This is a genomic window from Sphaerisporangium sp. NPDC049457 (assembly GCF_055586705.1).
Window position 1 is genome coordinate 35,146 of the sequence record NZ_JBVJHR010000031.1, and the last position, 20,119, is coordinate 55,264.

The 20,119-nt window shown below is 66.9% G+C and carries 17 protein-coding genes and 3 CRISPR repeat arrays (1 of these 20 cut by a window edge); of the genes, 5 read left to right on the forward strand and 12 right to left on the reverse strand.

Going from position 1 to position 20,119, the window contains the following annotated elements:
• Positions 1 to 948: direct repeats of the CRISPR family, unit length 29 nt; unit sequence GGGACCATCCCCGCGTGCGCGGGGAGCAC (it extends 363 nt beyond the left edge of the window).
• 179 nt (positions 949 to 1,127) lie between these two features.
• From cas2e to cas3, 8 genes are read right to left on the reverse strand one after another with little or no spacing between them, the layout of a single operon-like run.
• A complete protein-coding gene (gene cas2e / locus ACZ6QO_RS35825; protein WP_465857630.1) occupies positions 1,128 to 1,478 on the reverse strand; it encodes a type I-E CRISPR-associated endoribonuclease Cas2e in 351 nt (116 codons plus the stop codon).
• Positions 1,475 to 2,443, reverse strand: a complete 969-nt coding sequence (gene cas1e / locus ACZ6QO_RS35830; protein WP_465857632.1) for a type I-E CRISPR-associated endonuclease Cas1e — start codon at positions 2,441 to 2,443, stop codon at positions 1,475 to 1,477. Before cas1e ends, cas2e begins: the two co-directional genes overlap by 4 nt.
• 5 nt (positions 2,444 to 2,448) lie before the next feature.
• On the reverse strand, positions 2,449 to 3,135 hold the full coding sequence (gene cas6e / locus ACZ6QO_RS35835; RefSeq protein ID WP_465857634.1) for a type I-E CRISPR-associated protein Cas6/Cse3/CasE: 687 nt from the start codon (positions 3,133 to 3,135) through the stop codon (positions 2,449 to 2,451).
• Positions 3,135 to 3,857 carry a type I-E CRISPR-associated protein Cas5/CasD gene (cas5e, locus tag ACZ6QO_RS35840; RefSeq protein ID WP_465857636.1) on the reverse strand — a complete coding sequence of 241 codons (723 nt, stop codon included), beginning with the start codon at positions 3,855 to 3,857 and terminating at the stop codon, positions 3,135 to 3,137. The genes cas6e and cas5e overlap by 1 nt, the downstream gene beginning before the upstream one ends.
• Positions 3,854 to 5,053 (reverse strand): type I-E CRISPR-associated protein Cas7/Cse4/CasC, encoded by a 1,200-nt coding sequence (cas7e, locus tag ACZ6QO_RS35845; RefSeq protein ID WP_465857638.1) that lies wholly within the window; start codon positions 5,051 to 5,053, stop codon positions 3,854 to 3,856. Before cas7e ends, cas5e begins: the two co-directional genes overlap by 4 nt.
• A complete protein-coding gene (gene casB / locus ACZ6QO_RS35850; RefSeq protein WP_465857640.1) occupies positions 5,053 to 5,703 on the reverse strand; it encodes a type I-E CRISPR-associated protein Cse2/CasB in 651 nt (216 codons plus the stop codon). Before casB ends, cas7e begins: the two co-directional genes overlap by 1 nt.
• Complete coding sequence (gene casA, locus ACZ6QO_RS35855) at positions 5,700 to 7,400, reverse strand: type I-E CRISPR-associated protein Cse1/CasA (RefSeq protein WP_465857641.1); 1,701 nt, start codon at positions 7,398 to 7,400, stop codon at positions 5,700 to 5,702. The genes casB and casA overlap by 4 nt, the downstream gene beginning before the upstream one ends.
• Positions 7,390 to 10,308, reverse strand: coding sequence for a CRISPR-associated helicase Cas3' (cas3, locus tag ACZ6QO_RS35860; RefSeq protein ID WP_465857643.1), 2,919 nt, complete (start codon positions 10,306 to 10,308; stop codon positions 7,390 to 7,392). The genes casA and cas3 overlap by 11 nt, the downstream gene beginning before the upstream one ends.
• 160 nt (positions 10,309 to 10,468) lie before the next feature.
• A CRISPR array of direct repeats spans positions 10,469 to 11,107; the repeat unit is 29 nt; unit sequence GGGACCATCCCCGCGTGCGCGGGGAGCAC.
• A gap of 30 nt (positions 11,108 to 11,137) precedes the next feature.
• Here cas3 and ACZ6QO_RS35865 point away from each other — a divergent pair.
• Positions 11,138 to 11,767, forward strand: coding sequence for a hypothetical protein (locus ACZ6QO_RS35865; RefSeq protein WP_465857645.1), 630 nt, complete (start codon positions 11,138 to 11,140; stop codon positions 11,765 to 11,767).
• A 24-nt stretch (positions 11,768 to 11,791) separates the two neighbouring features.
• On the opposite strand, the gene ACZ6QO_RS35870 is transcribed toward ACZ6QO_RS35865, so the two are convergent.
• Together ACZ6QO_RS35870 and ACZ6QO_RS35875 are read right to left on the reverse strand one after the other, a co-directional pair.
• On the reverse strand, positions 11,792 to 12,223 hold the full coding sequence (locus tag ACZ6QO_RS35870) for a GIY-YIG nuclease family protein (protein ID WP_465857646.1): 432 nt from the start codon (positions 12,221 to 12,223) through the stop codon (positions 11,792 to 11,794).
• Positions 12,220 to 14,229: a hypothetical protein gene (locus tag ACZ6QO_RS35875; RefSeq protein WP_465857648.1), complete on the reverse strand. Its 2,010-nt coding sequence runs from the start codon at positions 14,227 to 14,229 to the stop codon at positions 12,220 to 12,222. The genes ACZ6QO_RS35870 and ACZ6QO_RS35875 overlap by 4 nt, the downstream gene beginning before the upstream one ends.
• Before the next feature lie 582 nt (positions 14,230 to 14,811).
• Between ACZ6QO_RS35875 and ACZ6QO_RS35880 the strand changes: the two genes are divergently transcribed.
• From ACZ6QO_RS35880 to ACZ6QO_RS35890, 3 genes are all read left to right on the forward strand, one after another.
• Positions 14,812 to 14,967 carry a hypothetical protein gene (locus tag ACZ6QO_RS35880; protein ID WP_465857650.1) on the forward strand — a complete coding sequence of 52 codons (156 nt, stop codon included), beginning with the start codon at positions 14,812 to 14,814 and terminating at the stop codon, positions 14,965 to 14,967.
• Positions 14,964 to 15,332 carry a helix-turn-helix transcriptional regulator gene (locus ACZ6QO_RS35885; RefSeq protein WP_465857652.1) on the forward strand — a complete coding sequence of 123 codons (369 nt, stop codon included), beginning with the start codon at positions 14,964 to 14,966 and terminating at the stop codon, positions 15,330 to 15,332. The genes ACZ6QO_RS35880 and ACZ6QO_RS35885 overlap by 4 nt, the downstream gene beginning before the upstream one ends.
• Before the next feature lie 327 nt (positions 15,333 to 15,659).
• A CRISPR array of direct repeats spans positions 15,660 to 16,482; the repeat unit is 29 nt; unit sequence GGGACCATCCCCGCGTGCGCGGGGAGCAC.
• Positions 16,483 to 17,111: 629 nt separating this feature from the next.
• The gene (locus ACZ6QO_RS35890) at positions 17,112 to 17,702 is read left to right on the forward strand and encodes an amidase family protein (protein ID WP_465857654.1); all 591 of its coding nucleotides are present in this window, start codon (positions 17,112 to 17,114) and stop codon (positions 17,700 to 17,702) included.
• 510 nt (positions 17,703 to 18,212) lie between these two features.
• Here the strand turns inward: ACZ6QO_RS35890 and ACZ6QO_RS35895 are convergent.
• Positions 18,213 to 19,250 (reverse strand): hypothetical protein, encoded by a 1,038-nt coding sequence (locus tag ACZ6QO_RS35895; protein WP_465857656.1) that lies wholly within the window; start codon positions 19,248 to 19,250, stop codon positions 18,213 to 18,215.
• Positions 19,251 to 19,309: 59 nt separating this feature from the next.
• A complete protein-coding gene (locus tag ACZ6QO_RS35900; RefSeq protein WP_465857658.1) occupies positions 19,310 to 19,621 on the reverse strand; it encodes a hypothetical protein in 312 nt (103 codons plus the stop codon).
• A gap of 228 nt (positions 19,622 to 19,849) precedes the next feature.
• Here ACZ6QO_RS35900 and ACZ6QO_RS35905 point away from each other — a divergent pair, with 228 nt between their 5' ends.
• Positions 19,850 to 20,116 carry a hypothetical protein gene (locus ACZ6QO_RS35905; RefSeq protein ID WP_465857659.1) on the forward strand — a complete coding sequence of 89 codons (267 nt, stop codon included), beginning with the start codon at positions 19,850 to 19,852 and terminating at the stop codon, positions 20,114 to 20,116.
• The last annotated feature ends 3 nt before the right edge of the window (positions 20,117 to 20,119 follow it).

The window sequence follows — 20,119 nt, forward strand, 5'->3', positions numbered from 1 at the left end:
CCGGGGACCATCCCCGCGTGCGCGGGGAGCACATCGCAGCGGGAGCGGTCAGCCTGGGCGGGGCGGGACCATCCCCGCGTGCGCGGGGAGCACGGCAACGGCGACATCAAACGCATGTTCGACATGGGACCATCCCCGCGTGCGCGGGGAGCACTACCTGGCCACCGCCCCTGACACCGCGCGCCTGGGACCATCCCCGCGTGCGCGGGGAGCACAGGTGCTGGAGGCCGATGCGGATGATCGCGTCGGGACCATCCCCGCGTGCGCGGGGAGCACAGATCAGGAAGGAGAGGCGTGAGGAGGAACGGGGAACCATCCCCGCGTGCGCGGGGAGCACTGCACGGCCGTCGGCTGCAGCGCGGCCGCCGAGGAACCATCCCCGCGTGCGCGGGGAGCACGGGGGTGGACATCGCGCCACAGCCCAACTACCCGGAACCATCCCCGCGTGCGCGGGGAGCACTCGCGGCGGTGCCGGCCGGGCGTGACGATGCTGGAACCATCCCCGCGTGCGCGGGGAGCACACCACGCGACCAGCTCGTCCGGACCGGTGTGAGGAACCATCCCCGCGTGCGCGGGGAGCACGCGTCCTCGGTCTGCCAGCGGCGCACCGGGTAGGAACCATCCCCGCGTGCGCGGGGAGCACATGTCCATCCAGCCGTTGCCGTCCATGTGGCCGGAACCATCCCCGCGTGCGCGGGGAGCACGGAATCCGGCCCCTCTCGGAGACCTGGAATCCGGAACCATCCCCGCGTGCGCGGGGAGCACACCGCCACGCCGGTCATCGCGGCGCCGCTCACGGAACCATCCCCGCGTGCGCGGGGAGCACGGCCTTGCCCCACGCGCTGAGCCACCGCCGATGGAACCATCCCCGCGTGCGCGGGGAGCACGGTGACCCCGTGACTGTCTCTGACCTTTGGGCGGAACCATCCCCGCGTGCGCGGGGAGCACACTTGCTGACCTGCACCTCTTCCATGCCCAGGCGTTGATTTTCACCACTTATCAAGAGTCGGACTTACTGACCATTCGACGGAAAGCTTCACGCAAGCCTCATGGTGCGACACAAGATCCCCTCTTAACGCACCGCGGTGAGCTCGCACGGGGATATGGCTGCATAGCAGGGTGAGTGCTCAGCGTTGTCGGTACCGACGGCGCTTGGAAGCGTTGCTCCAGCCACTGGGAGGGGGCGCGGCGGTCACTGTGGGTTTCTGTTTCGGCCGGCGAATCAGGATGAGTCCTTCGTGGTCTACCGGCTGCCATTTGTGGTCATGGGTCTCGAAGGTGAAGCCTTGTTCGTTGTTGGTGGTGTAGGCCAGCAGCGCCCGTCCGGTGTCCGCGTACTGCTGCACCTCGGCCCAAAGCGCCTCGCGGATACGGGCGGAAGGTCCACCGATGAAGACGCCGGGAGAGATCTCCATCAGCCAGCGGGTCAAGAAGCCGCGCAATCCGGTCGGGCAGCGGGTGAGGACGACGATCGTCACCAGTCCACCTCGTACACTTGGTCGTCGCCATAGTTGCGGCCGGAGTCGACCTCAGCGCCGTGGTCGCTCTGCAAAGTGACGCGGTCAATGTCCTCGTCAGCAGGGAAATCAGCGATGGCATCCTCGGCGAGGATGAGATGTTTGATGTCTTGCACGCATCGGCGCAGTAGTCCGACCTTGTTGACGTGGTCACGGATAGCCCGACGGGTGCGCGAGCCGACATCCTCAGGGCTCTCGGCGGCCATGTCGAAGGCGATCGGCAATGCGATCTCTGTCTTGTACAGGTCTGCGATGTCGAGCACGAAGGCCAACTCGTGTCCGGAATGGATGAAGCCGAGTCCAGGAGCGCAGCCGAGCGCGGTGACGGTGGTCTGAGCAATGCCGTACATGCACTGGGCGGCTGCGGTCACCGCCTGGTTGGCCGGATCGCCGGAGTTGAAGTCGCCGGGCTGGTAGAGGCGGCCGTTCCAGGTAAGGCCGACGCGTTCGGCTTGAGCACGGTAACAGGCTTTGACTCGGCGGCCCTCCCGGCCCAGAAGTTCCTGCCGGGTCAGGCCGGTCACTTCCTCGCCTGGGAAGCGCATCCGGTACATCTCGCGGGCCACTTCGAGTCGGCCGCGGCGGTTGGCCCACTTGGTGGCCTGGGCTTCCACCAAGGCTGAGGAGCGGTTGAGGGATCTTCCGCCGGAGTAGAAGCGCACGCCATGTTCCCCTACCCACACCACGCCTGCCCCGCTGTCGCCGAGCACGGTCATCGCTTGATGGGTGACCCGGGTTCCGGGGCCGAGCAGGAGGGTGCCAATGGTGGCTGAGGGGATGTGGGTGACACCGTTGGCATCTTCTGCGGTGATGGCGTTGTCGTCACGATGCAGAGTGCATCGTTCCAAGTAGATGAAGGAGATCCGGTCACCCATGCGGGTGAGTTCACGCGGTGAAGACGCGCCGCGCCGGCCGACGGTACTCAAGGGACTCACGCCTCGGCCAAGGTCATGAGCCCACAGCCGTATGCTTTGGCCTTGCCCAGGCCGCAGACGAGGGTACGTCGGAACGCGTCAGCATCGGTGATCTTCAGGCGCCCGTCGTAGGTCACCGTGACCAGGGTCACCCGCTGCTGCTGACCGCTCTTGCCGAAGGTGAGCTGGCGCCGATCGTGCACGATGAGCTCGTGCTCATCGTGTGGGGCTAGGCGCCGGTCCAGCGGTTTCTCCACCACTTCGAAGCCGGCCAGTTCCTGACGCTTCAGCAGCCAGTCGCGTTGATGGCGCAAGCCGACGTGTGCGGTCAGCTTGGTGGGCTCGTCATCTTTGCGTCGCGCGGTATGCACAGGATTGGCGGTGAGCCGGAATGTCCACTGCTGCCCAGTGGTCAGCCGCGACAGAAACGACTCGTAGTCGTATGTTTGCCAGCCGCCTGTCTGAGGCCAGCCGGCTTGCTCCACCAGGTGAGTGAGATCGGGTTTGTCCGGGCTGACCAGGTAGAGGTAGGTCTCAGCCTTGCTGTTGCGGTCTATCCGCCACAGGACGCGCGCACCGTCCTCACCAGGCTGGGGAATCTCAGCGAAGGAGGACATCACCGCGGCGTGCAGTATCTGAGGGGAGGACAGCACTCGACGGGCGCCGATGCGCGCGGTGTTGAACCGGAATCGGGTCAGGTGCATCACGCGTCTCCCAGGACTGACGTCGGGTCGTGGTCGGGGACCGCAACTCGTGCGGCACGGTATGCGGGGTTGTCCACGGTCCATGGTCTGGTGTGTACGCCGCGCAGCGCGTACCGGCGGTGCTGCGGGTCGAAGCTGATGGGCTGGTCTCGCACGGTGTCCACTGGCCCGGTTGCCGGTGTGGCCTCTTCGACGATCGTCAGGTTGACCGCGGCCTCGTGGCGGCGACGGCGCTGGTACCAGGGGGCCGCCCGCCACGGCTCCTGCTGCAGTGCCTCGCTCAGAGTGCGGTCGTGGTGAACGCCGAGATCCACTGGCCGCGCGGGCGGGCAGGATCGGCGGCCTAGGTATGGCAGGAAACGCGGCTCACGCACAGCCCGATGCAGATCCTGGATCAGATCGCTGTCAGGGCTTTCGACGGCGGCCACGAAGACGGCGTCGGCCAGATAGTAGCGCTCTGACACCGGCATCGCCTCATCGGTGGTGAACCGGTGGGCGGTCTGGAAGTCGCGCAGCGGCGTACCGGGCTGGTCGACCCGGACACCGAAACGCAGATCGAGCAGACCACACAGGTCGTCCGTGCGGGGGCGTCCCTGAGCGGCGGCCAGCAGCCCGATCACTCCGCTCTTGGTGGGAACCGGCTCGGTGGTGCGTCGGGCGAAGCGTGATGATGCCCCCCAAGATTGCAACGGCCCGGCGAGCTGAAGCATCAGGACGCTCATGCGCCCTCCTGCCGCCGCGCGATCTCCTCACCGATGGCCGTCACCAACTCTCGCAACGGCAGCTCGGTCCCGATGCCGGACAGCGCCCCAGTGTTCTTGCCTACTCGCAAAACCCAGCAGGGCGTGTCCGTAGAGACGCCGTACGCCCGCTCGATGTCGGGAATGTAATCGGCCAGTCGTTCGCAGGCCTCACGCATGTACCCGCCGACGTGCGGGTCGGTGCGGCATGGCTCCTCGAACGCTCCTACGATGTTGATCGGCCGCGTGGACCGCAGCTTCACCACCACCGCTTCCGGAAGTGTGTGGTTGCCGAAGGTGTTGATCTTTCCGGTGGGCAGCGAGGTCAGAAAGCACTGGACGAACGCCTCGGCGGCTCGCCGGACGGGCTCAGTGAGCGGCTCGTCCTCGCGGAGGCCTTTGCCAAGGTTCCGGCGGAGCAGGTCGATGTCCACGGCCGCGTAGCGGTAAAGGGTGGCGGAGTTGAAGTCGACAGTGCCGATCATGCCGGCGCCCAGGTCGTCGGTCTCGCGCGTCTTGTAGTCGTCCACGGCGGTGTAGTAGTCGGACTCGTTCTCCGCCCGGTGCACGCTGATGGCGTGGGCGACCTGCGCGGCGGCGTCGACGTTGATGTCCGCGCCGTCCGCGACCATGCGTCCGAACAGGGCGATGTCGACCGAGTGGCGGCTGTTGGCGAGTTGCTTGGCCAGGTCTTTGGTGGCCTTGTCCTTATAGAAGTCCTTGCCGGAGCCGTGAGCCTTGACGGCGAGCTCGGCCAACCCGTCCAGCTGGTGGGCGCTCAGGAACATGAGGTACTTGGACTCCGGCGCCGGGGCCGACTTGTCCTTGGCGGTGTCCGCCTTGCGCTTGGGCGGCTCGATCTTGGAGCCGGTCGCGGTCTGGATCGTTTCGGCGGCCAGCGCCCAGGCCTGCGCTTGCTCGATCGAGCCGTCCAAGCGGGTGATGCGCTCGGCCAGCAGCTCGGCGACCTTGCGGGTGCGGACGCCGAGTTCACTCGGATCCAGCAGGTCATGAAAGTCACGCCGTGTAGCTCGCTTCCATGCCTGGCTGGAGACGCGCGCTCGCGGCACGCCGCCGTAGGTGGCGCTCTTCGGGGAACCGGTGTCGTCGCGGTTCAGGCAGCTGGGTGGGACGGTCTGCAGCGCGTGGATTTCGAGGATCGTACGAGTACGGGTCATCACACGTCCTTATCGGGAGATCCGGCGTCACCGGCTGTGGCGGGGGTATTGGGTCGGTACGCGTGGAAGCTGCGGCCCCAGCTCTGGCGTACCTTGTGCATTCCATCCGGGAGTTGAGCTTGGTAGAGCTGTCCTGCCAGGAGCGCGTAGTCGAGCGGAATCGACTTGCCTCGGAGCAGTGAGACGATCTCGCGCAGACGACCAGCGAGCGCGTCGTGGGTAGAGGCGGTTCCCACACGTACGAACCGGCGCCGGATCGCCTCGTCGATCGCGTCATTGGGCATCAACTGGCGCACCGCGGCCCCGAGTTGGGCGTCACGGTGCCGCCGGTGCATGGCCTTCTCGGGCCGTGACTGCTGGTGCAGTGCATAGAGCGTCACCGCCAGGAAGTGAGCCGCCTCGGCCCTTTCCCGCTCACGCTCGGGCACCTCATCACTGGTGAACAGGTGCTCGGTCCCGGTCACGCCCCAAAGCTCGGGCATGTCCTCGGGAATCCTGCCGGCTCCCCGCCTGAGCTGAGCCAGTGCCGCGACCGCAGCCGATCGGTCTTGAAGGTAGCCGCGCTGCAGCTCGGTGATGTACGCCCCGGTGATCTCGCCGATCACCTCGGCGACCGGCCGGCGTTCAGTCGCCGGAGGGATCGACGTCATGCCCGTACCTCCACCTGATGCTGTTCCTTCTCGTCGTGCTGCGGCTCGTCCGAGGTTCCGTTCATCGCGGCCGAGGGCAGGGCTTTGTTCAGCCGGGCGCCGAAGCTTCGATTGGCCTGTGCGTCGTTCATCCACACCTTCCGGCCGTCACGGGTCTCAACGATCCGGCCTGCCCAGGCGGCATCACCGGCGTCCCGTAGGAGGTCGTCACCCAACCGGCGGACGATGTGGCGAACCTGCATCTGCCAACTGGCGCGCTGCTCCTGCGGGTCATCGTTGGAGCGCAGCGCGGCCAGCCAGAGACGGAAAGGCTCATCGAGGGTGGCGAACCCGACGTGGCGGGCGGTGTCCTTAACCGGACCGGGCTCGGTTCCAGCGGCGCGCGCGAGGTCGGCGGCGAGATCACCGAGTACGGTCACCGCGTCCTCGGCATCTCTGACCGCGCCGATCGCGGCTTCCCCCAGGCCGGTGTCACGGTGATGCAACAGCACCACGGGCATCGTCACCCCATCATCGATCACCTCATCGATGACCGACTGCTGGGTGCCGTACACCGCACCGAACAGCCGAGCCCTGACCAGGAAGTCCGCAGGCAGGCCGCCTTCGATGGTCGTGCGGGCGACCCAGTCCAGGATGCGGGGACGCACGATGCGCGCCGCCTCGCCACGCTGCTCGCTCCACTGAGTACGTCCGGCGACCAACGCTCCCAGCCCGCGCCAAGCGCTGCGGCTCGGATCGTGCTCGCGCGGCATGTACACCTGCGCCTGGCCGAGTTTCTTCTCCTGCGCCTCGCTGCGCCGCCAGCCGGTCATCGGCTCGCGGTCATGCCGGTTGGACGGTGCCAGAGGATCGCCATAGGCGAGGATGACCCCGTACACGCCGTCGGCATCGTGCACGTAACGCACCCGCCGAGATTGCCAGGTGTACAGATCACGCACCCCGGCCGGACGGCGGCTCAAGGCAACCGGGTCCATCTGCTCAGCACCAGTCGGTGGCCGCCGCCAAGCCGGTAGATCAGGACCAGGACCGACACGAAGGGTGTCGGTGTCGAAGGCGATCAGGTTGAGCAGCAACGTCTGGCGTAGGTTCTGGCCCTCGACGCACACTCCGCCGAGGTTGCCGGCCCAAGCGACCCCCTGCGGATACACCTTGCCGCCCTTGACCCGCGGGTCGCCCACAGCACCGGTCTTGATGCCGGAGGTGTCAAAGGCATGCGCGTGCACCAGCCAGCGGGCGGCCTCGGCAAAGGGGAGCCGCGGGGCGCCGTGGGCCCGCATGGTGAAGAACCTTGCCCCGTTGGGCACATCAGCGACGATGCGATCCAGGGAGGTGTACTCCCCCGTAGCTGTACGCAGGTCAGGAGTCTGAAAGAAGGGCGTCTGCGGGTGGAGCAGATCAAAGCGTTCTCGATGCTCGTCCAGGTACTCCATGACGCGCGCGACAGACAGCCCACCATCCCAGAGCTCCTGCCACGCCTCGACGTCCTCCGGCCCGTCGAGCGCATCGTGCAGGACGGCCAGCAGCAACCTCAACAGCGCGAACTCCTGGGTGGGGACGTCCCCCACCAGCCGTCGCAGGCTGCCGGCCTGCTCGAAGACCTCTCTCAAGGAAAGTACATCCCCGGTTCCGTCCTCGCGCAGCACCGGTAGCCACTTGACGCTGGTCAGGTCGAAGGACCCGTTCGGTTCACTCGACATGAGTCACCCTCAGCCCATCGTGCTCGGTGTAATACAGCCCGTAGCCTGCCAGCCGAGTACGACAGTTTTCGTCGAACATCAAGATCAACTCTCCGGCCAGCCAGTGACTCTCCTTGCCCTGCCAGGCCACAACGCATTCGGCCTCCAGTTCGTCAATGGCCCGGTCCATGACCTGCGGAATCGAGAACTGGAACGGCAACCGCAGGCCGGACGCCGCCACGATGCTCGCCAGACGCGGTTCCGGCGCCGCGTCTGTAGGCAGCGGCAGCCCGCCGCGTCCCTTGCTCAGGTGCGGCATGGTCACCAACGTCCCATCGGCCCGTCGCTGGACGACCAGCACCTCCAAGGTCTCGATGCTGTCGCGAACTTGCGCTCGTCCCTTGCGGCTGTCGTCGGCGTCGCCCACACCCGCGTCGAGCCAGCCGACGAGCGCTCGGCCGGCCTTACCGACGCCGTTGAGCTGGAACCTCTCGGCCCTATCCACCTGATCGGCGTGGTGCCGTTCCTGCTCGGCCCACGCTCGGTCCATCGCCTCCTGCCACTCCTCTGGACCAATGCGCTCGTACCCGTATGCGCGCTGGACGAGCGGGCTGATGTCCTCAGGAAGCCGGACCGCGTGCCCCGTCTCGGCCGTTCCCGACAGGTACGGCTCCAGCACGGCCGCCGACCGCAGCAATGAGTGCATCCGGTAGATCCGACGCGATCCGCGTACCGGCTCAACCGGGATCGCCTCCCAATCGGCACCGGTCAACAGACAGCGAGCCGTACGCAGCCGTAGCGGCCGCTCACACTGCCCGTCCCCTCGCAGATGCCGATGCAGCCGCCCCATCCGCTGCAACAGCAAATCGACAGGACACAGATCGGAAACCAGCAGATCAAAGTCGATATCGAGGGACTGCTCGGCCACCTGACTGGCCACGACGATGTGCAGATCCGTCGGCCTGTCGCCATGACTCTTGTCCGGCGGGCCGAACCGCCGCAGCAGGTCGTCGTCCTTCTCCACACGATCCAAATCGAGAAAGCGAGCGTGTGCCACGGTGACCCGCTGGGTGCCGAAACGTTCGCGCAGATATTCGGCCGTCTCCAGAACGCGGTCCACGGTGTTGCGCACGACCAGTGCGCACCCGCCTTCCGCGAGTTCCTCTGCTAGGCGATCACCCAGGACGTTCAGGTCGTCCTGTATCTGCTCAAGATGCACCTCCACACCACGGCCCGACGACTTGACCGTCTCGGTGACCGGTTGGCGACCCGGCTCGACAACTGTCAACAACGGATAACCGTCGGCACGTTCCACATCGTCGAAGTGCACGTCCTCTGCCGACGCGCGCGCGTACGCCTCGGCCAGCTCACGCCGGCGTCGCGCCGGCAACGTGGCAGAAAGCACTACGACCGGCACGCGGTAGGCACCCAGCCACGACAGCACCCGGTCCAGGTAGGAATTCATGTACGTGTCGTAGGCGTGCGCCTCGTCGATGACGACGACCTTGCCTGCCAGAGCCAGATGACGCAGCGCCAGATGCCTGCTCTTCAACCCCATGAACAGCAACTGGTCGATCGTGCCGACCACGAAGGAGGCCAGCATCCCCTTCTTCTTGCCCCGCAGCCACTGATGCGCCACAAGCTCGGCCGACGAGACCCGGCGGTCACCGCGGTGACCCCACCGATCCTCCACGCCGTCGGACTCCACGCCCCGTACGACCCGCCGGCCTGCGCGTATCAAGCCGGCGTAGTCCTCATTCAGCGCCGCCTTGGAGTGCGCCAGCAACACCGACCTCGTCCCACGCTCGCCCTGGACGTCGAGAACCCGACGCAACCAGCCCAGCATGCGAGGGAACATCGCATTTCCCGTCGCCATCGTAGGCAGCGCGACAAAGCACCCACCCGCTCCCGAACGAGCCGCGAAAATCTCGGCGACCGCCAGAGCCGCCTCGGTCTTCCCCTCGCCCATCGGCGCCTCGATGACCATCAGGCCCGGAGAAGCCATCACCCGTGCCATCTCCACCGCCCGTTCCTGAACGGGACGGATCCGCGCACCAGGCGGCAACGAGAAACGGGACGCGAACAGAGCGGAAGCATCCCCCGCAAACTCCGACGCTCTCCAGGGCAATGGCAGGTCGAGACCGAGCCAAGCCGCTTCCACCCGTTCCTTGTGTCCATGACGGGGAGCATCCGGAAAGTACGGGAACAGGTCCGAATTGCTTGCGATCCAGTCGGCGACGATCACCAGGCCGGTCAGCAGCACCTGCGCCGGCTGTGAGAGCTTGACCTTCTGCCAATCGGCGAGGCGATCGCGAACCCCGCACGCATGCGCGCAGCGGTCGAGGATCTCCCACTGCACCGACTGCCACAGCGACGCACAACTCGGCGTACGCACCAGCTCTGGGTGAACATTGAGCTGCCGAATGTCCTCATAAGCGGGCGGGACACCGTGGTGGCCCCCGGCAATGATCGCGAGCTGCACCGTGGCGGGCCGTGCCCAGCCATATCGCTCGACCAGCCACTGTTGAAGCAGCACCTGACCGGCCAGGCCGTGTGGCCCGAGCTTACGGTCCGGCATCTGCTTGTACGACGGCATGTCCAGCCCCACCGCTCGCATGCCATCAGCGAGCACGTCCACCTGACAGGCGAATGCCGGTGTGGCCTTGCCGATGTCGTGAGTGGTCGCCAGCCAGATCGCAAGCCGACGCGCGTCTTCCACCCCATCGGGAAGATCCGCGGCGATCACCCGGTGCACTTGGGAAGGCAGCCATCGATCCCATAGCAACGCGGCAACCGCCCCGCTGTCGGCCATGTGCCGCCACAGGGGCAACCAGCCACCCGAGTCCCGATCGTGCTTGGCCCACGCCGAACACGCCTCCGACGACAACCCCTCACCGAACTGCTCGAACATCGGCTCGTCATTGAGCATGGGGGCCATTAAAGGGCAAAGCTCACGGCAATACGTCGAGAGCCGGAGAACATGTCCCAACACGGACACCAGAGAGGCAAGATCCTTCCCCCTGGAGGAAGGATCTTGCCTATCGACCGCGGGTGCGCGTGTCACCCCCGCGGTCGAGCGAGCCCAGCGCGGGACCATCCCCGCGTGCGCGGGGAGCACTTGCCGGTCAGAACCAGCCTGGTTTCCTGACAGGGACCATCCCCGCGTGCGCGGGGAGAACTGGCCGCCGCCGACGCCCGGCGCGGTGTCGGTGGGACCATCCCCGCGTGCGCGGGGAGCACGGTCTCGGGATGGCCTGAACCCGCTGAGGACCGGGACCATCCCCGCGTGCGCGGGGAGCACGTCGAGCTGCGCGCGCTCGCGGGCCTCCAGGAGGGACCATCCCCGCGTGCGCGGGGAGCACGTCTCGCTCGGCGGCCCTGCGCTCGGCGTCGCGGGACCATCCCCGCGTGCGCGGGGAGCACTCCAATCTGCCAGTGATGAAGTTCGGCGTGTTGGGACCATCCCCGCGTGCGCGGGGAGCACCGGTTCTAAGGCCCGGAGCCCGACCTTCCCGCGGGACCATCCCCGCGTGTGCGGGGAGCACGTCCCGCTCGGCGGCCTTGCGCTCGGCGTCGCGGGACCATCCCCGCGTGCGCGGGGAGCACGCCATGCTGTGGATTCTGCTCATCGCCATCCTGGGACAATCCCCGCGTGCGCGGGGAGCACACCGTCGACAGCGAAACCGACCGCATCCGCGCGGGACCATCCCCGCGTGCGCGGGGAGCACTTCGCTACAGCCTGGTCAAAGATGTCCAGCATGAACATGAAGTACTACCTCGACCTCGAGAGCGTCGAGGCGATCGCCAACCGCCTGCACGAGAACGGAACCAACTGGGACAGCTCAAACGGGCAGATGGCTCAAGCCGCCTGCCTGATCCTGGCAACGCGGAACCTGGAAGCCACGGTCAAGCAGCTTGATCGCACTGCGACACGACTTCAGGTCACGGCGCTTGCGATTGCCGTGATCTCGCGTCTCGGGCGTCGCCATCCCGCTATTGATCAGGTAGAGCCACCTGGCGCGCCTCGGCCACGCGCAGGTGACGCTGCACGGGACCGAGTGCTATCCAGGATCGAGGCTATGGCTTGCACTTCCCATGGCCTCGACGTCCCCCTTCGCGTCCTCCAGGCACTTGGAGAACTGCGCGGCGTCCTGCGACGCCTTCGTGCCGATCTTGTCAAGGTTGTCGGGAAGGTCGCTCATGGCGGTGAAGAAGTCACCGCGCCCCAGATTGACAGCGCCGTGGCCACGAGACCGAGCACCAGGCCGACGACGCTGACGCCCTTGTTCGTCGCCGCCCCCCGGCGCACGCGGGCGACGCCGGCCAGACCGAGAGCGGGGCACCCACGCCGCTATGGGCCCCGCTCAGACCGTCTCGTGGCGGTCTGAGCGGGCCACGGTGATGTCCGAGGGTCAGGCGACCTCGTGCTGCCAGGCGCGGGAGGTTGGCCAGCGGCGGGGCGCCATCACCGATCGCAGCTGCAGCTGGTCGGCACAGCGTCCCTCGATGGTGTCGAGGACGCGGGGCGGGGTGTGGTCGTGCAGGTGCAGCGCGCGGATGGTGGCGAACACCGCGCGCTTGCCGGGGTCGCGGTGATGTTCGGCGAGGCGGGCGGCGAGGCCGTCATCGCGACTGGCCTGGCCCAGCCAGCGGATACGGCCGTCGGAGTCGGTGATCAGATAGATGGCGGTGATGATGCCGAGCTCGGTGAACACCTCGTAGTCGCTGAAGCGGGTGAGCGCCAAGTGCGGGGCGATGAGGTGACGACCCGCCGCCAGGGGGAGGGCGGCGAGCTTGGGCCGGGTCAGGACGGGGCCGGCGGGCAGCGAGGTGATCGGGGTCACTGGTCGGCCTTCTGGTTGAGGTAAGCCTCGCAAGCGGAGTTGAAGTCGTCGGTGTCGGCCGTGCCTCCCTGCAGGGCAATCAGGAGCGTGCTCAGGCTCTTGACGTCGGTGCGCAGCGCGTTCAGGGCGTTGGTCAGCGCGGGGATGACGGTGTCGGCGACGTTCGCCGGGAAAGCTGGCAGGCCTGCGCCGATCGCCGTGTCGTGCAACTCCTGGGCTGCCTGGAAGGCCCTGGCGACCTGCGTTGGCAAGCTCTCGGTCATGGCCGCCTGGAAGTTAGTGAGTGCCCAGATCCCGAGCTGCTGGGGAGTGGGATCGGGCTGAGTGGGGGTGTCGCCTGGGTCGGGGGACGGTGTGAGCTTTTTGGGACGCCGCGTGGCGGTCTTGGGAAAGACCTCGTCGAACCAGGTGCGGGTCGCGGCCGTGCCCGGGACCGGGTATCCATGCTCGTCGATCTGGCGGGGATGGGTGCCGGCGTTGGTAGCGTGGGCTAATTCCCGCATGAAGGCGATAGCGCGGACGGGGGCGAGCAGCAGGGCCGCACGGACGTTGGCGGCCCCGCGCCGGATCCGTGGAGCATGCTCCTCGCCCTTTGCACCGTCATGGGTCTGCGCTCCCATGGATCCGCGGTCCGCCTCGACGATCTTGTGTTCCGCGAGCCAATGGATGCCGCGCGTCACCAGGAAGGTGCCCAGGGCGTCGCTGTCACCTTTCTCCGCCCGGTCCAGCAGTGTGGACCAGCTGTCCGGGGAGGCGTGGAAGCCGCCGTTCTTAATGGCGCTGGCGGGCAGCAGCCCGTCGAGCACGCGCGGGTTCCACCGCTGGCCGTAGCCGTCGCTGATCACTGCGGAGATCATGCGGGTGCGAGTCTCAACGTGGCGCCTCCCGGTGGCGTACGGCGCAGGCTCGCCGATCACCTCGCGGACCCGGATCCGGTCGGCGGTGTCCGCCGGGAACACCGCGTTGAAGATCGCGACATCGCGGCGGTCCCGGACGTCGACCAGGGACTCGCCGGGGCGAGGAGAGGGATCGGGACCTTCGCCAGCGAGCCAGGCACGGTCGGCTTCGGTGAAGCGTCCGGCTGCGGTCAGCTCGCGCAGTAGCGCGCGCACGTCCGAGGCCGCCTTGTCTGCGAGGCCGTAGTCCAGGGGCGGCCGGCGGTGGTCGATGCGGTTGAGGTCGAACACCGTGTTGTGGAAGCTGGTCAGGTCGTCGGCGCCGATGACGAGCTGGAACGGGACGGTGGCCACCTTCGCGGCCCGCCGCACGGCCTCGTGCTCAGAGTGGTTAGGGTCGGCGTAGATCATCCGCAGGAGGTCAGCGAAGATCGGAACCCAGTAGTACGGGTCGGCGCTGATTGGATCATCGCGCCATGCTTCGTTCCGCTCCTTCTTGTCGCGCAACACCTCCTGCGGCCGGATCCCGAACACGTTGTTCCGGGCTTTGAGGCCGTGGAGCATGAGACGGGCGCGAGACCGATTCGCTCCCTTGATCGCCATCAGATCCACGACCCACCGCTCTCCCACACCGCCGGAACCCTCCTCGCGGATCCGGCGAACCAGCGTCACGTGCAGCGTCACAGTCTGCTGGCCATGAGCGGCGACATCTTCGGCCAGCCGGTAGCCGCGGTCTCCGTCGGCCTCGTCTAGCGCGCTCTCCATCGTCTCCAACAGGCTAGCCAGGTGGTTCGGCGTGACCGGGCTGGTGGTGAGGAACGGAGCGGGCTGCCCAGCGAGGTGGCCGGTCTCCAGAGCAGGCAGCATCAAGAAGGGGTCGGCGTCCGGGCGCACGGGCGAGTGGAAGGCCGAGCGGATCCGCTCGTTGTATTCGCTCGGACTGCCGGCGAACCCGTGCACAACCCCGTGAAGGATCTTGAGGCCACCCTCGTAAGTAATAGCCTCGGGCCTCAGCCGATGCTGGCTGTCACCTCGCGGCTTGATCAGGATGTCCTTGGGGCGGACGAAGTACGCCGCTATGGCGTTGGTGATGTGCAGCGGCAGGTTCATCTCCGCGGCGAGGGCGGTCGACAGGTGATTGGTCCACTCGCGTTTGTCGGCGCCCGGGAACGGGTTGTCGTCGGGGGGCAGGCTCGTGCTGGTCAGGGGGACCTCCGAGTAAGACGTCGGCAGTCGCCGACGAGGGTCGGGCTGCCGGACCAGGTCTGGTCCGGGCAGGACAGCGAGGCCCGGACCTCCGTCGGCTCTCGGAGGCTTCCAGCTCCCGGCGACGCCCCATCAACCGATGGCACGCGTGTCGGATCCCGTCCGTCACCGACCTCCGTCGCCGCGCCCGCACCGTCCCCAACAAGCGGGGCTAGAGCGAGCATCGCGGACACCCCCGGCGGAAGACCGCCATTGGGAGTCAGGAAGTGGATCAGGCATCGGGCCTGAATGCGGCACCAGCATAGCCGTCCCCACCGACAGAATCCGGGCGTTGCGATCGGAGTCGTCCTGGCGTACTGCTTGAGCGTGGCCGCGCTGATGCGGCACGTGGATCTGACGGACCTGGTAGAGGTCGCATCTCTCGCGGATCACCAAAAGTCGCCGTCCTCCGGCGGGTGACCGGCCGGGCACGCAAGCATGTGCGGCATGGACATCGACCTGGAGCGGGACGTGGAGTGGACCTCCGGCGTCGGCCAGACGATCCGGCCGGAGTGGTACGACGAACAAGTGCCCCTGGAGGACAACCCGCGGCCTACCGCCAGCGTCCCTCCTTCCACCACATCTCGCGAGGAGGACCTGTGAAAGATTTAGCCCTGTGGCTCAGGATGAAGCGCGCCGAGCAGGGATGGACTCAAGCGGAGTTAGCGGCCAAAGTTGGCGTGAACCAGAAGAAGGTATCGCTCTGGGAGAACGGCGAGTCCTACCTCACCAAGCTAGGAGACCTCGCGAAAACCTTCGGCATCACGCACGCAACAGCGCTTTCCGAGCTGTCAGACGCGGCCGACCCCGTGGAGCAGGCGCTCGCACAATCCCCCCTGTCCCTCGCTCAGCAGGACGCATTTCTTACCCTCTACGGCAGCATCAGGAACCGGCACTCCATCGCCAATGTCGCGCTCCTGCGCTTCAAGGAGCAGGAGACGCTGGGCAACACGGAAGACGTACCGTAGGCCGCAGACGCACACAAGCGACCACCCTTCCACACGGGGAGAGCGGGCGTTCAGCGTTCTCAGCTCTTCGCGGCCTGGCTGGCCACCGACTACCTGGCCCTGCGCACCGAGGAATGCGGCGGCATCGCCACCCCTATGGCCCTGGCCACTCACGGGCACATCCTGCCCGCCATGGACGGCTTAGACGAATTGCCCGCCCCAGCCCGTGCTCAGGTCATCACCGCGCTGAACCACTCACTGACCCGCCGCGACCAGGTGATCCTCACCAGCCGCACCACCGAGTACGCCGCCGCCGTCTACATCGCCGGCGACGTCTTGAACGCCGCGGGGACCATCCCCGCGTGCGCGGGGAGCACGTAGTCCTCAGGGTTCACAGGTTCACCTCAGCGGGACCATCCCCGCGTGCGCGGAGAGCACTTCGTGGGGCGATGTGGCCGGTTGTCGGCATCGGGACCATCCCCGCGTGCACGGGGAGCACGACGACGGCGTCCGCGCCTAACTGCGCGAACTGGGACCATCCCCGCGTGCGCGGGGAGCACCAGCCTCCATCACGTCCCCTTCCGCTCGCGTCGGGACCATCCCCGCGTGCGCGGGGAGCACATGTCGTCACGCATTCGCTGGGTGTAGTCCTGGGGACCATCCCCGCGTGCGCGGGGAGCACGAGGCTTTCGGCGCAGCCGATCGCTTTGGCCAGGGACCATCCCCGCGTGCACGGGGAGCACAGCGCGTTCTCGGCGTCGGTGACCTGCCGGGCGGGACCATCCCCGCGTGCGCGGGGAGCACGACCTGATGCAGGCCCGGCACACACCCGACCCGGGACCATCCCCGCGTGCGCGTGGAGCACCATGACGCCGACCGCCGTCGCGGCGGTCGGCGGGGACCATCCCCGCGTGCGCGGGGAGCACGATGCTTCTCATAGGGCAACCTCCTTGGTCGCGGGACCATCCCCGCGTGCGCGGGGAGCACTTCCTGACGTCAATCCCGAATTGACTGAGACCGGGACCATCCCCGCGTGCGCGGGGAGCACACGAGCAGCTCGGCCACCGGCGGGGTCACGGCGGGACCATCCCCGCGTGCGCGGGGAGCACCGGACAGGGTCCAGGTTCGCCTCGCCGTCTTCGGGACCATCCCCGCGTGCGCGGGGAGCACGCTCCGGCTTTCGGGCAGGTCACCATGTCGCGGGGACCATCCCCGCGTGCGCGGGAGCACGGCGGGACGTAGCCCAGACCCTGCTTGATCGCGGGACCATGCCCGCGTGCGCGGAGAGCACGGCATCCGGAACGACCAGACCAGCCACTCGAGGGGACCATCCCCGCGTGCGCGAGGAGCACCTCGCCCGGCTGTCCGTGCCCGGCGCGAAGCTGGGACCATCCCCGCGTGCGCGGGGAGCACGCCGGCCACCCCTCGTTGGCGTGGCTCGCGGTGGGACCACCCCGCGTGCGCGGGGAGCACATCTCCCGGACGCGGCGGGCGCCCATGTTGGCGGGACCATCCCGCGTGCGCGGGGAGCACAGGATCGCGTTGTGGATGTGCAGTTGCGGGTCGGGACCATCCCCGCGTGCGCGGGGAGCACTGAGCGACGGTGTTGATGCCCTCACGAGCGTTGGGACCATCCCCGCGTGCGCGGGGAGCACAACCCGGCGGCCGTCTGCCACGCCCCCGACGTGGGACCATCCCCGCGTGCGCGGGGAGCACCGGACCGCGGTGACCGAACCGTTGAGCCACTCGGGACCATCCCCGCGTGCGCGGGGAGCTGCTGTTGAGCATGTCGAGGAGGTGGTGGGTGGGTTCGTTGGCGAGGTAGGGCGCGCAGCTGAACCAGCCGCCGCCGTCGCCGTCGCCCTGCGCATGGTGCCCGTCGCCGACAGCTCGGACTTCATGGGCTCCCTGCGCAACCCGCCCAGCTGGAAGAACGTCTTCGGCCTGCGCCCCTCCTTCGGCCGCGTCCCCGCAGGCGGCGAGGTCTTCGTCGACCAGGGCGGCGTCAACGGCCCCATCGCCTGCACCGCCCTCGACCTCGCCCTCCTGCTGCGCACCATGTCCGGCTACGACGATCGCGCCCCCCGATCCCACACCGACGACCCCGCCGAACTCACCGACCTGAGCGACACCCGCCTGCGCGGCAAGAAGATCGCCTGGCTCGGCAACCCCGGTGGCTACCGCCCCATGCAGCCCGCCGTCCTGACCACCACCAAGGCCGCGCTTCGGCACTTCACCGCCCTCGGCATGACCGTCACCACCCTCGACGCGCTCCCCACCGCCGACGGCTTCAACGGCAACACCGACCTCGGCCGACCTGGCTCACCTACCGCCACCGGCTCGCCGTTATGTCGGTCAAGACCGCCTACGACTCACCCCTGCGCGCCCTGATCAAGCCCGAAGGATCTACGAGTACGAAGGCCTCACCAAGGGCACCGACGGCAACGGCCCCATCAGCGACGTCGACGTCTACACCAACTCGCTCAAACGCAGCGGCCTCTATGAGGCCTTCCGCGTCCTGTTCCCAGACCTACGACTACGTCGTCCTCCCCACCGCCCAGGTCATGCCCTTCGACGCCACCACCCAGTGGCCCACGACCATCGAAGGCATCGAGAGATGGAGGTCGCCACATCGGCGCCCTGATCAACGCCCCCACCCTCGCCATCCCGCAGGCTTCTCCGACGGTCTCCCCATCGGCCTCCAAGTCATCGCCCCTGACCACGACGACTTCTTCCTCATGGACCTCGCCGCCGCCTGGGAACGCCAGACCAGACTCTTCCAGGACGTTCCGCCCCCGCTCCTCCGAAAGGTCCAGTTCGTTCGCCCAGCCATGATCGGCGGCCACCCGAGGGGGCCGCCAGAATCAAGCGCGCGGGAGAAACTGGACAGGAGGCCAATCGCTAGTCCCACCCTTCCAAGACGTCGGTCACTGATGGAGCGTTCTTTGCCATCGCTGTTCTCCAGTCGAGACGGCGGCGGTGTTGAAGGTGGCCGATGACCACAATGCGTGCTACCCCAAGCGCGGCGGCTGTCTGGCTGACCCACGGCGCACTGATACGGGGCGGAATACTGGGGAAGCCGCCCGGGAAGGCAAAGCTGGCAGCCTCCCTATTAGCGCTTTCCTCCCGGCCCGTTTCGTCTTCCTGAGCACCATCAAGCTCTTCGACGATAAGCCTGTCGGAATCGACATGCTCGAGCAGAATATGTGCAATTTCATGCAATAGCGTGAAGAGGACCTTGTCGAGCCGCTTTCCTCGACCGGACAATCCAATGACCGGATAACCATCGACGAACATGGCGCACCCGTCCATCTTGGCCCCGGGAAGGGCCTCAACATAGACCAACCGCACGCCGACAGAGCCGAACCGCTCGGGCAAGCCTTCAAAATCAGCGGCCGATTTTAGTGTTCGCGTGAGTGTAGCAGCGAGGCCCCTCAGACCCTTTTCCGAGTAGTTTTTCCTCGGAGGGTTCTTGCGAGCTTCTCTCCTTACACAGGCGACCCATGCTCGCTGAACCAGGCTGATGTCCTCGACAAGATTGGTGCGCCTTGCCGCCGCAGCGAATCCAGGCTCATCGTCAAGAGAGTCTAGTTCGAATAGTTCCTTGACCTCAGCCTCAAGTTCATCCAGGGTCGCTCCAGCCAGAATCCCTCGCTTCCTAAGTAGCTGGATGGGTCCTTTTTCGTTTAGGCGAGCACGGCGACGCACTTCGTCCAATTTGACCCTGGTCTTTTCGTTCTTAGATTGTTCGGCTAGCAGGTACTGGTCCTGGAGGTTGAGCCAATACTCTGCCGTATGGCCGAGGGCAGCACCAATTTGAGCCGCCGACTCCCTGGTGATCTCTTTCTTCCCCGTGACGATTTCAGAGACAAACTGAGTAGGGCGGTCTAGAACCGCAGCAAAATCAGCTTGGGACCAATCTCTCGCTTCAAGCTCCATCGCGAGAATTTCGCCAACCGGAACTTGAGCTATCGGTAGCGGGTCATGTGGACGGTTACTCATCGCGAGGTTTCCATCTCTGGAGTCAAGAGCTCGAAGACCACGGCGCCGTAGCTCTCCGCGTTCTTGAACGTCAGGTTGATAACGCGTCCGGAGCTTAGAGTCGCCCGCGCCTTGTTCGAGTCACGGGCGCCATCGTGCTGAATGCGGAGCATGCGGGAGTTTCGTAGGTCGGTATCGACCTGAGCCGCCCTCGCGCACTGGACCAGGATTCGAAAGTCCGAGACCTCTTGGGCGCTCCAGCCCGCCGGCTGGAACGCGAGATCAGTGGCCAGGCGACGAAGCTCCTCATCGATGTACTCCCGGTCCACGTATCTGTTCTCCATCACCCATCGGCTGATGACGCGCTCGCCCCCCGCTTCGAGTGGATGCTACAAGGCCCCTTCCCCTCAGGTCCCGCGAACGGAATTCTACATGCGCAACACCTCATCACCCTTAGGGTGATGAGGTTGGTGCTAGAGTGGGAAGTGGGTCCGGAGAGGACACCGGCCTCGGGGTCTACGGACGCCGGCGTCATCAGCGTTTTCGAAAGGAAAGACATGACCGAGTTGGTCGAGAAGGTGGCCGCCCGTCGGCCGGAGCCGGTGCACATCAAGGTGAACGGGCAGGCCGTCGTGCTGCCGGACCGCGAGACGACCGGCATGGGCGTCAAGCTCAAGGCGATCGAGCAGGGGGTTCTCATCCAGGCGAACTTCCCGCTGTCGGTCCGGCAGGGCAACCACTACGTCCAGGTCGACGACAACGAGGTGATCCGAGTCCACCGCGACGAGGAGTTCCTCGCCGTCGCTCCGGACGACAACTCCTGACCT

Coding starts and splice junctions, on each gene's coding strand:
- casA (WP_465857641.1), bottom strand. CDS start 7,400: ATGTCGAGTGAACCGAACGGGTCCTTCGACCTGACCAGCGTCAAGTGG.
- ACZ6QO_RS35880 (WP_465857650.1), top strand. CDS start 14,812: ATGGACATCGACCTGGAGCGGGACGTGGAGTGGACCTCCGGCGTCGGC.
- cas6e (WP_465857634.1), bottom strand. CDS start 3,135: ATGCACCTGACCCGATTCCGGTTCAACACCGCGCGCATCGGCGCCCGT.
- cas5e (WP_465857636.1), bottom strand. CDS start 3,857: ATGAGCGTCCTGATGCTTCAGCTCGCCGGGCCGTTGCAATCTTGGGGG.
- casB (WP_465857640.1), bottom strand. CDS start 5,703: ATGACGTCGATCCCTCCGGCGACTGAACGCCGGCCGGTCGCCGAGGTG.
- ACZ6QO_RS35875 (WP_465857648.1), bottom strand. CDS start 14,229: ATGAACCTGCCGCTGCACATCACCAACGCCATAGCGGCGTACTTCGTC.
- ACZ6QO_RS35905 (WP_465857659.1), top strand. CDS start 19,850: ATGACCGAGTTGGTCGAGAAGGTGGCCGCCCGTCGGCCGGAGCCGGTG.
- cas3 (WP_465857643.1), bottom strand. CDS start 10,308: ATGCTCAATGACGAGCCGATGTTCGAGCAGTTCGGTGAGGGGTTGTCG.
- ACZ6QO_RS35865 (WP_465857645.1), top strand. CDS start 11,138: ATGAACATGAAGTACTACCTCGACCTCGAGAGCGTCGAGGCGATCGCC.
- cas7e (WP_465857638.1), bottom strand. CDS start 5,053: ATGACCCGTACTCGTACGATCCTCGAAATCCACGCGCTGCAGACCGTC.
- ACZ6QO_RS35895 (WP_465857656.1), bottom strand. CDS start 19,250: ATGGAGCTTGAAGCGAGAGATTGGTCCCAAGCTGATTTTGCTGCGGTT.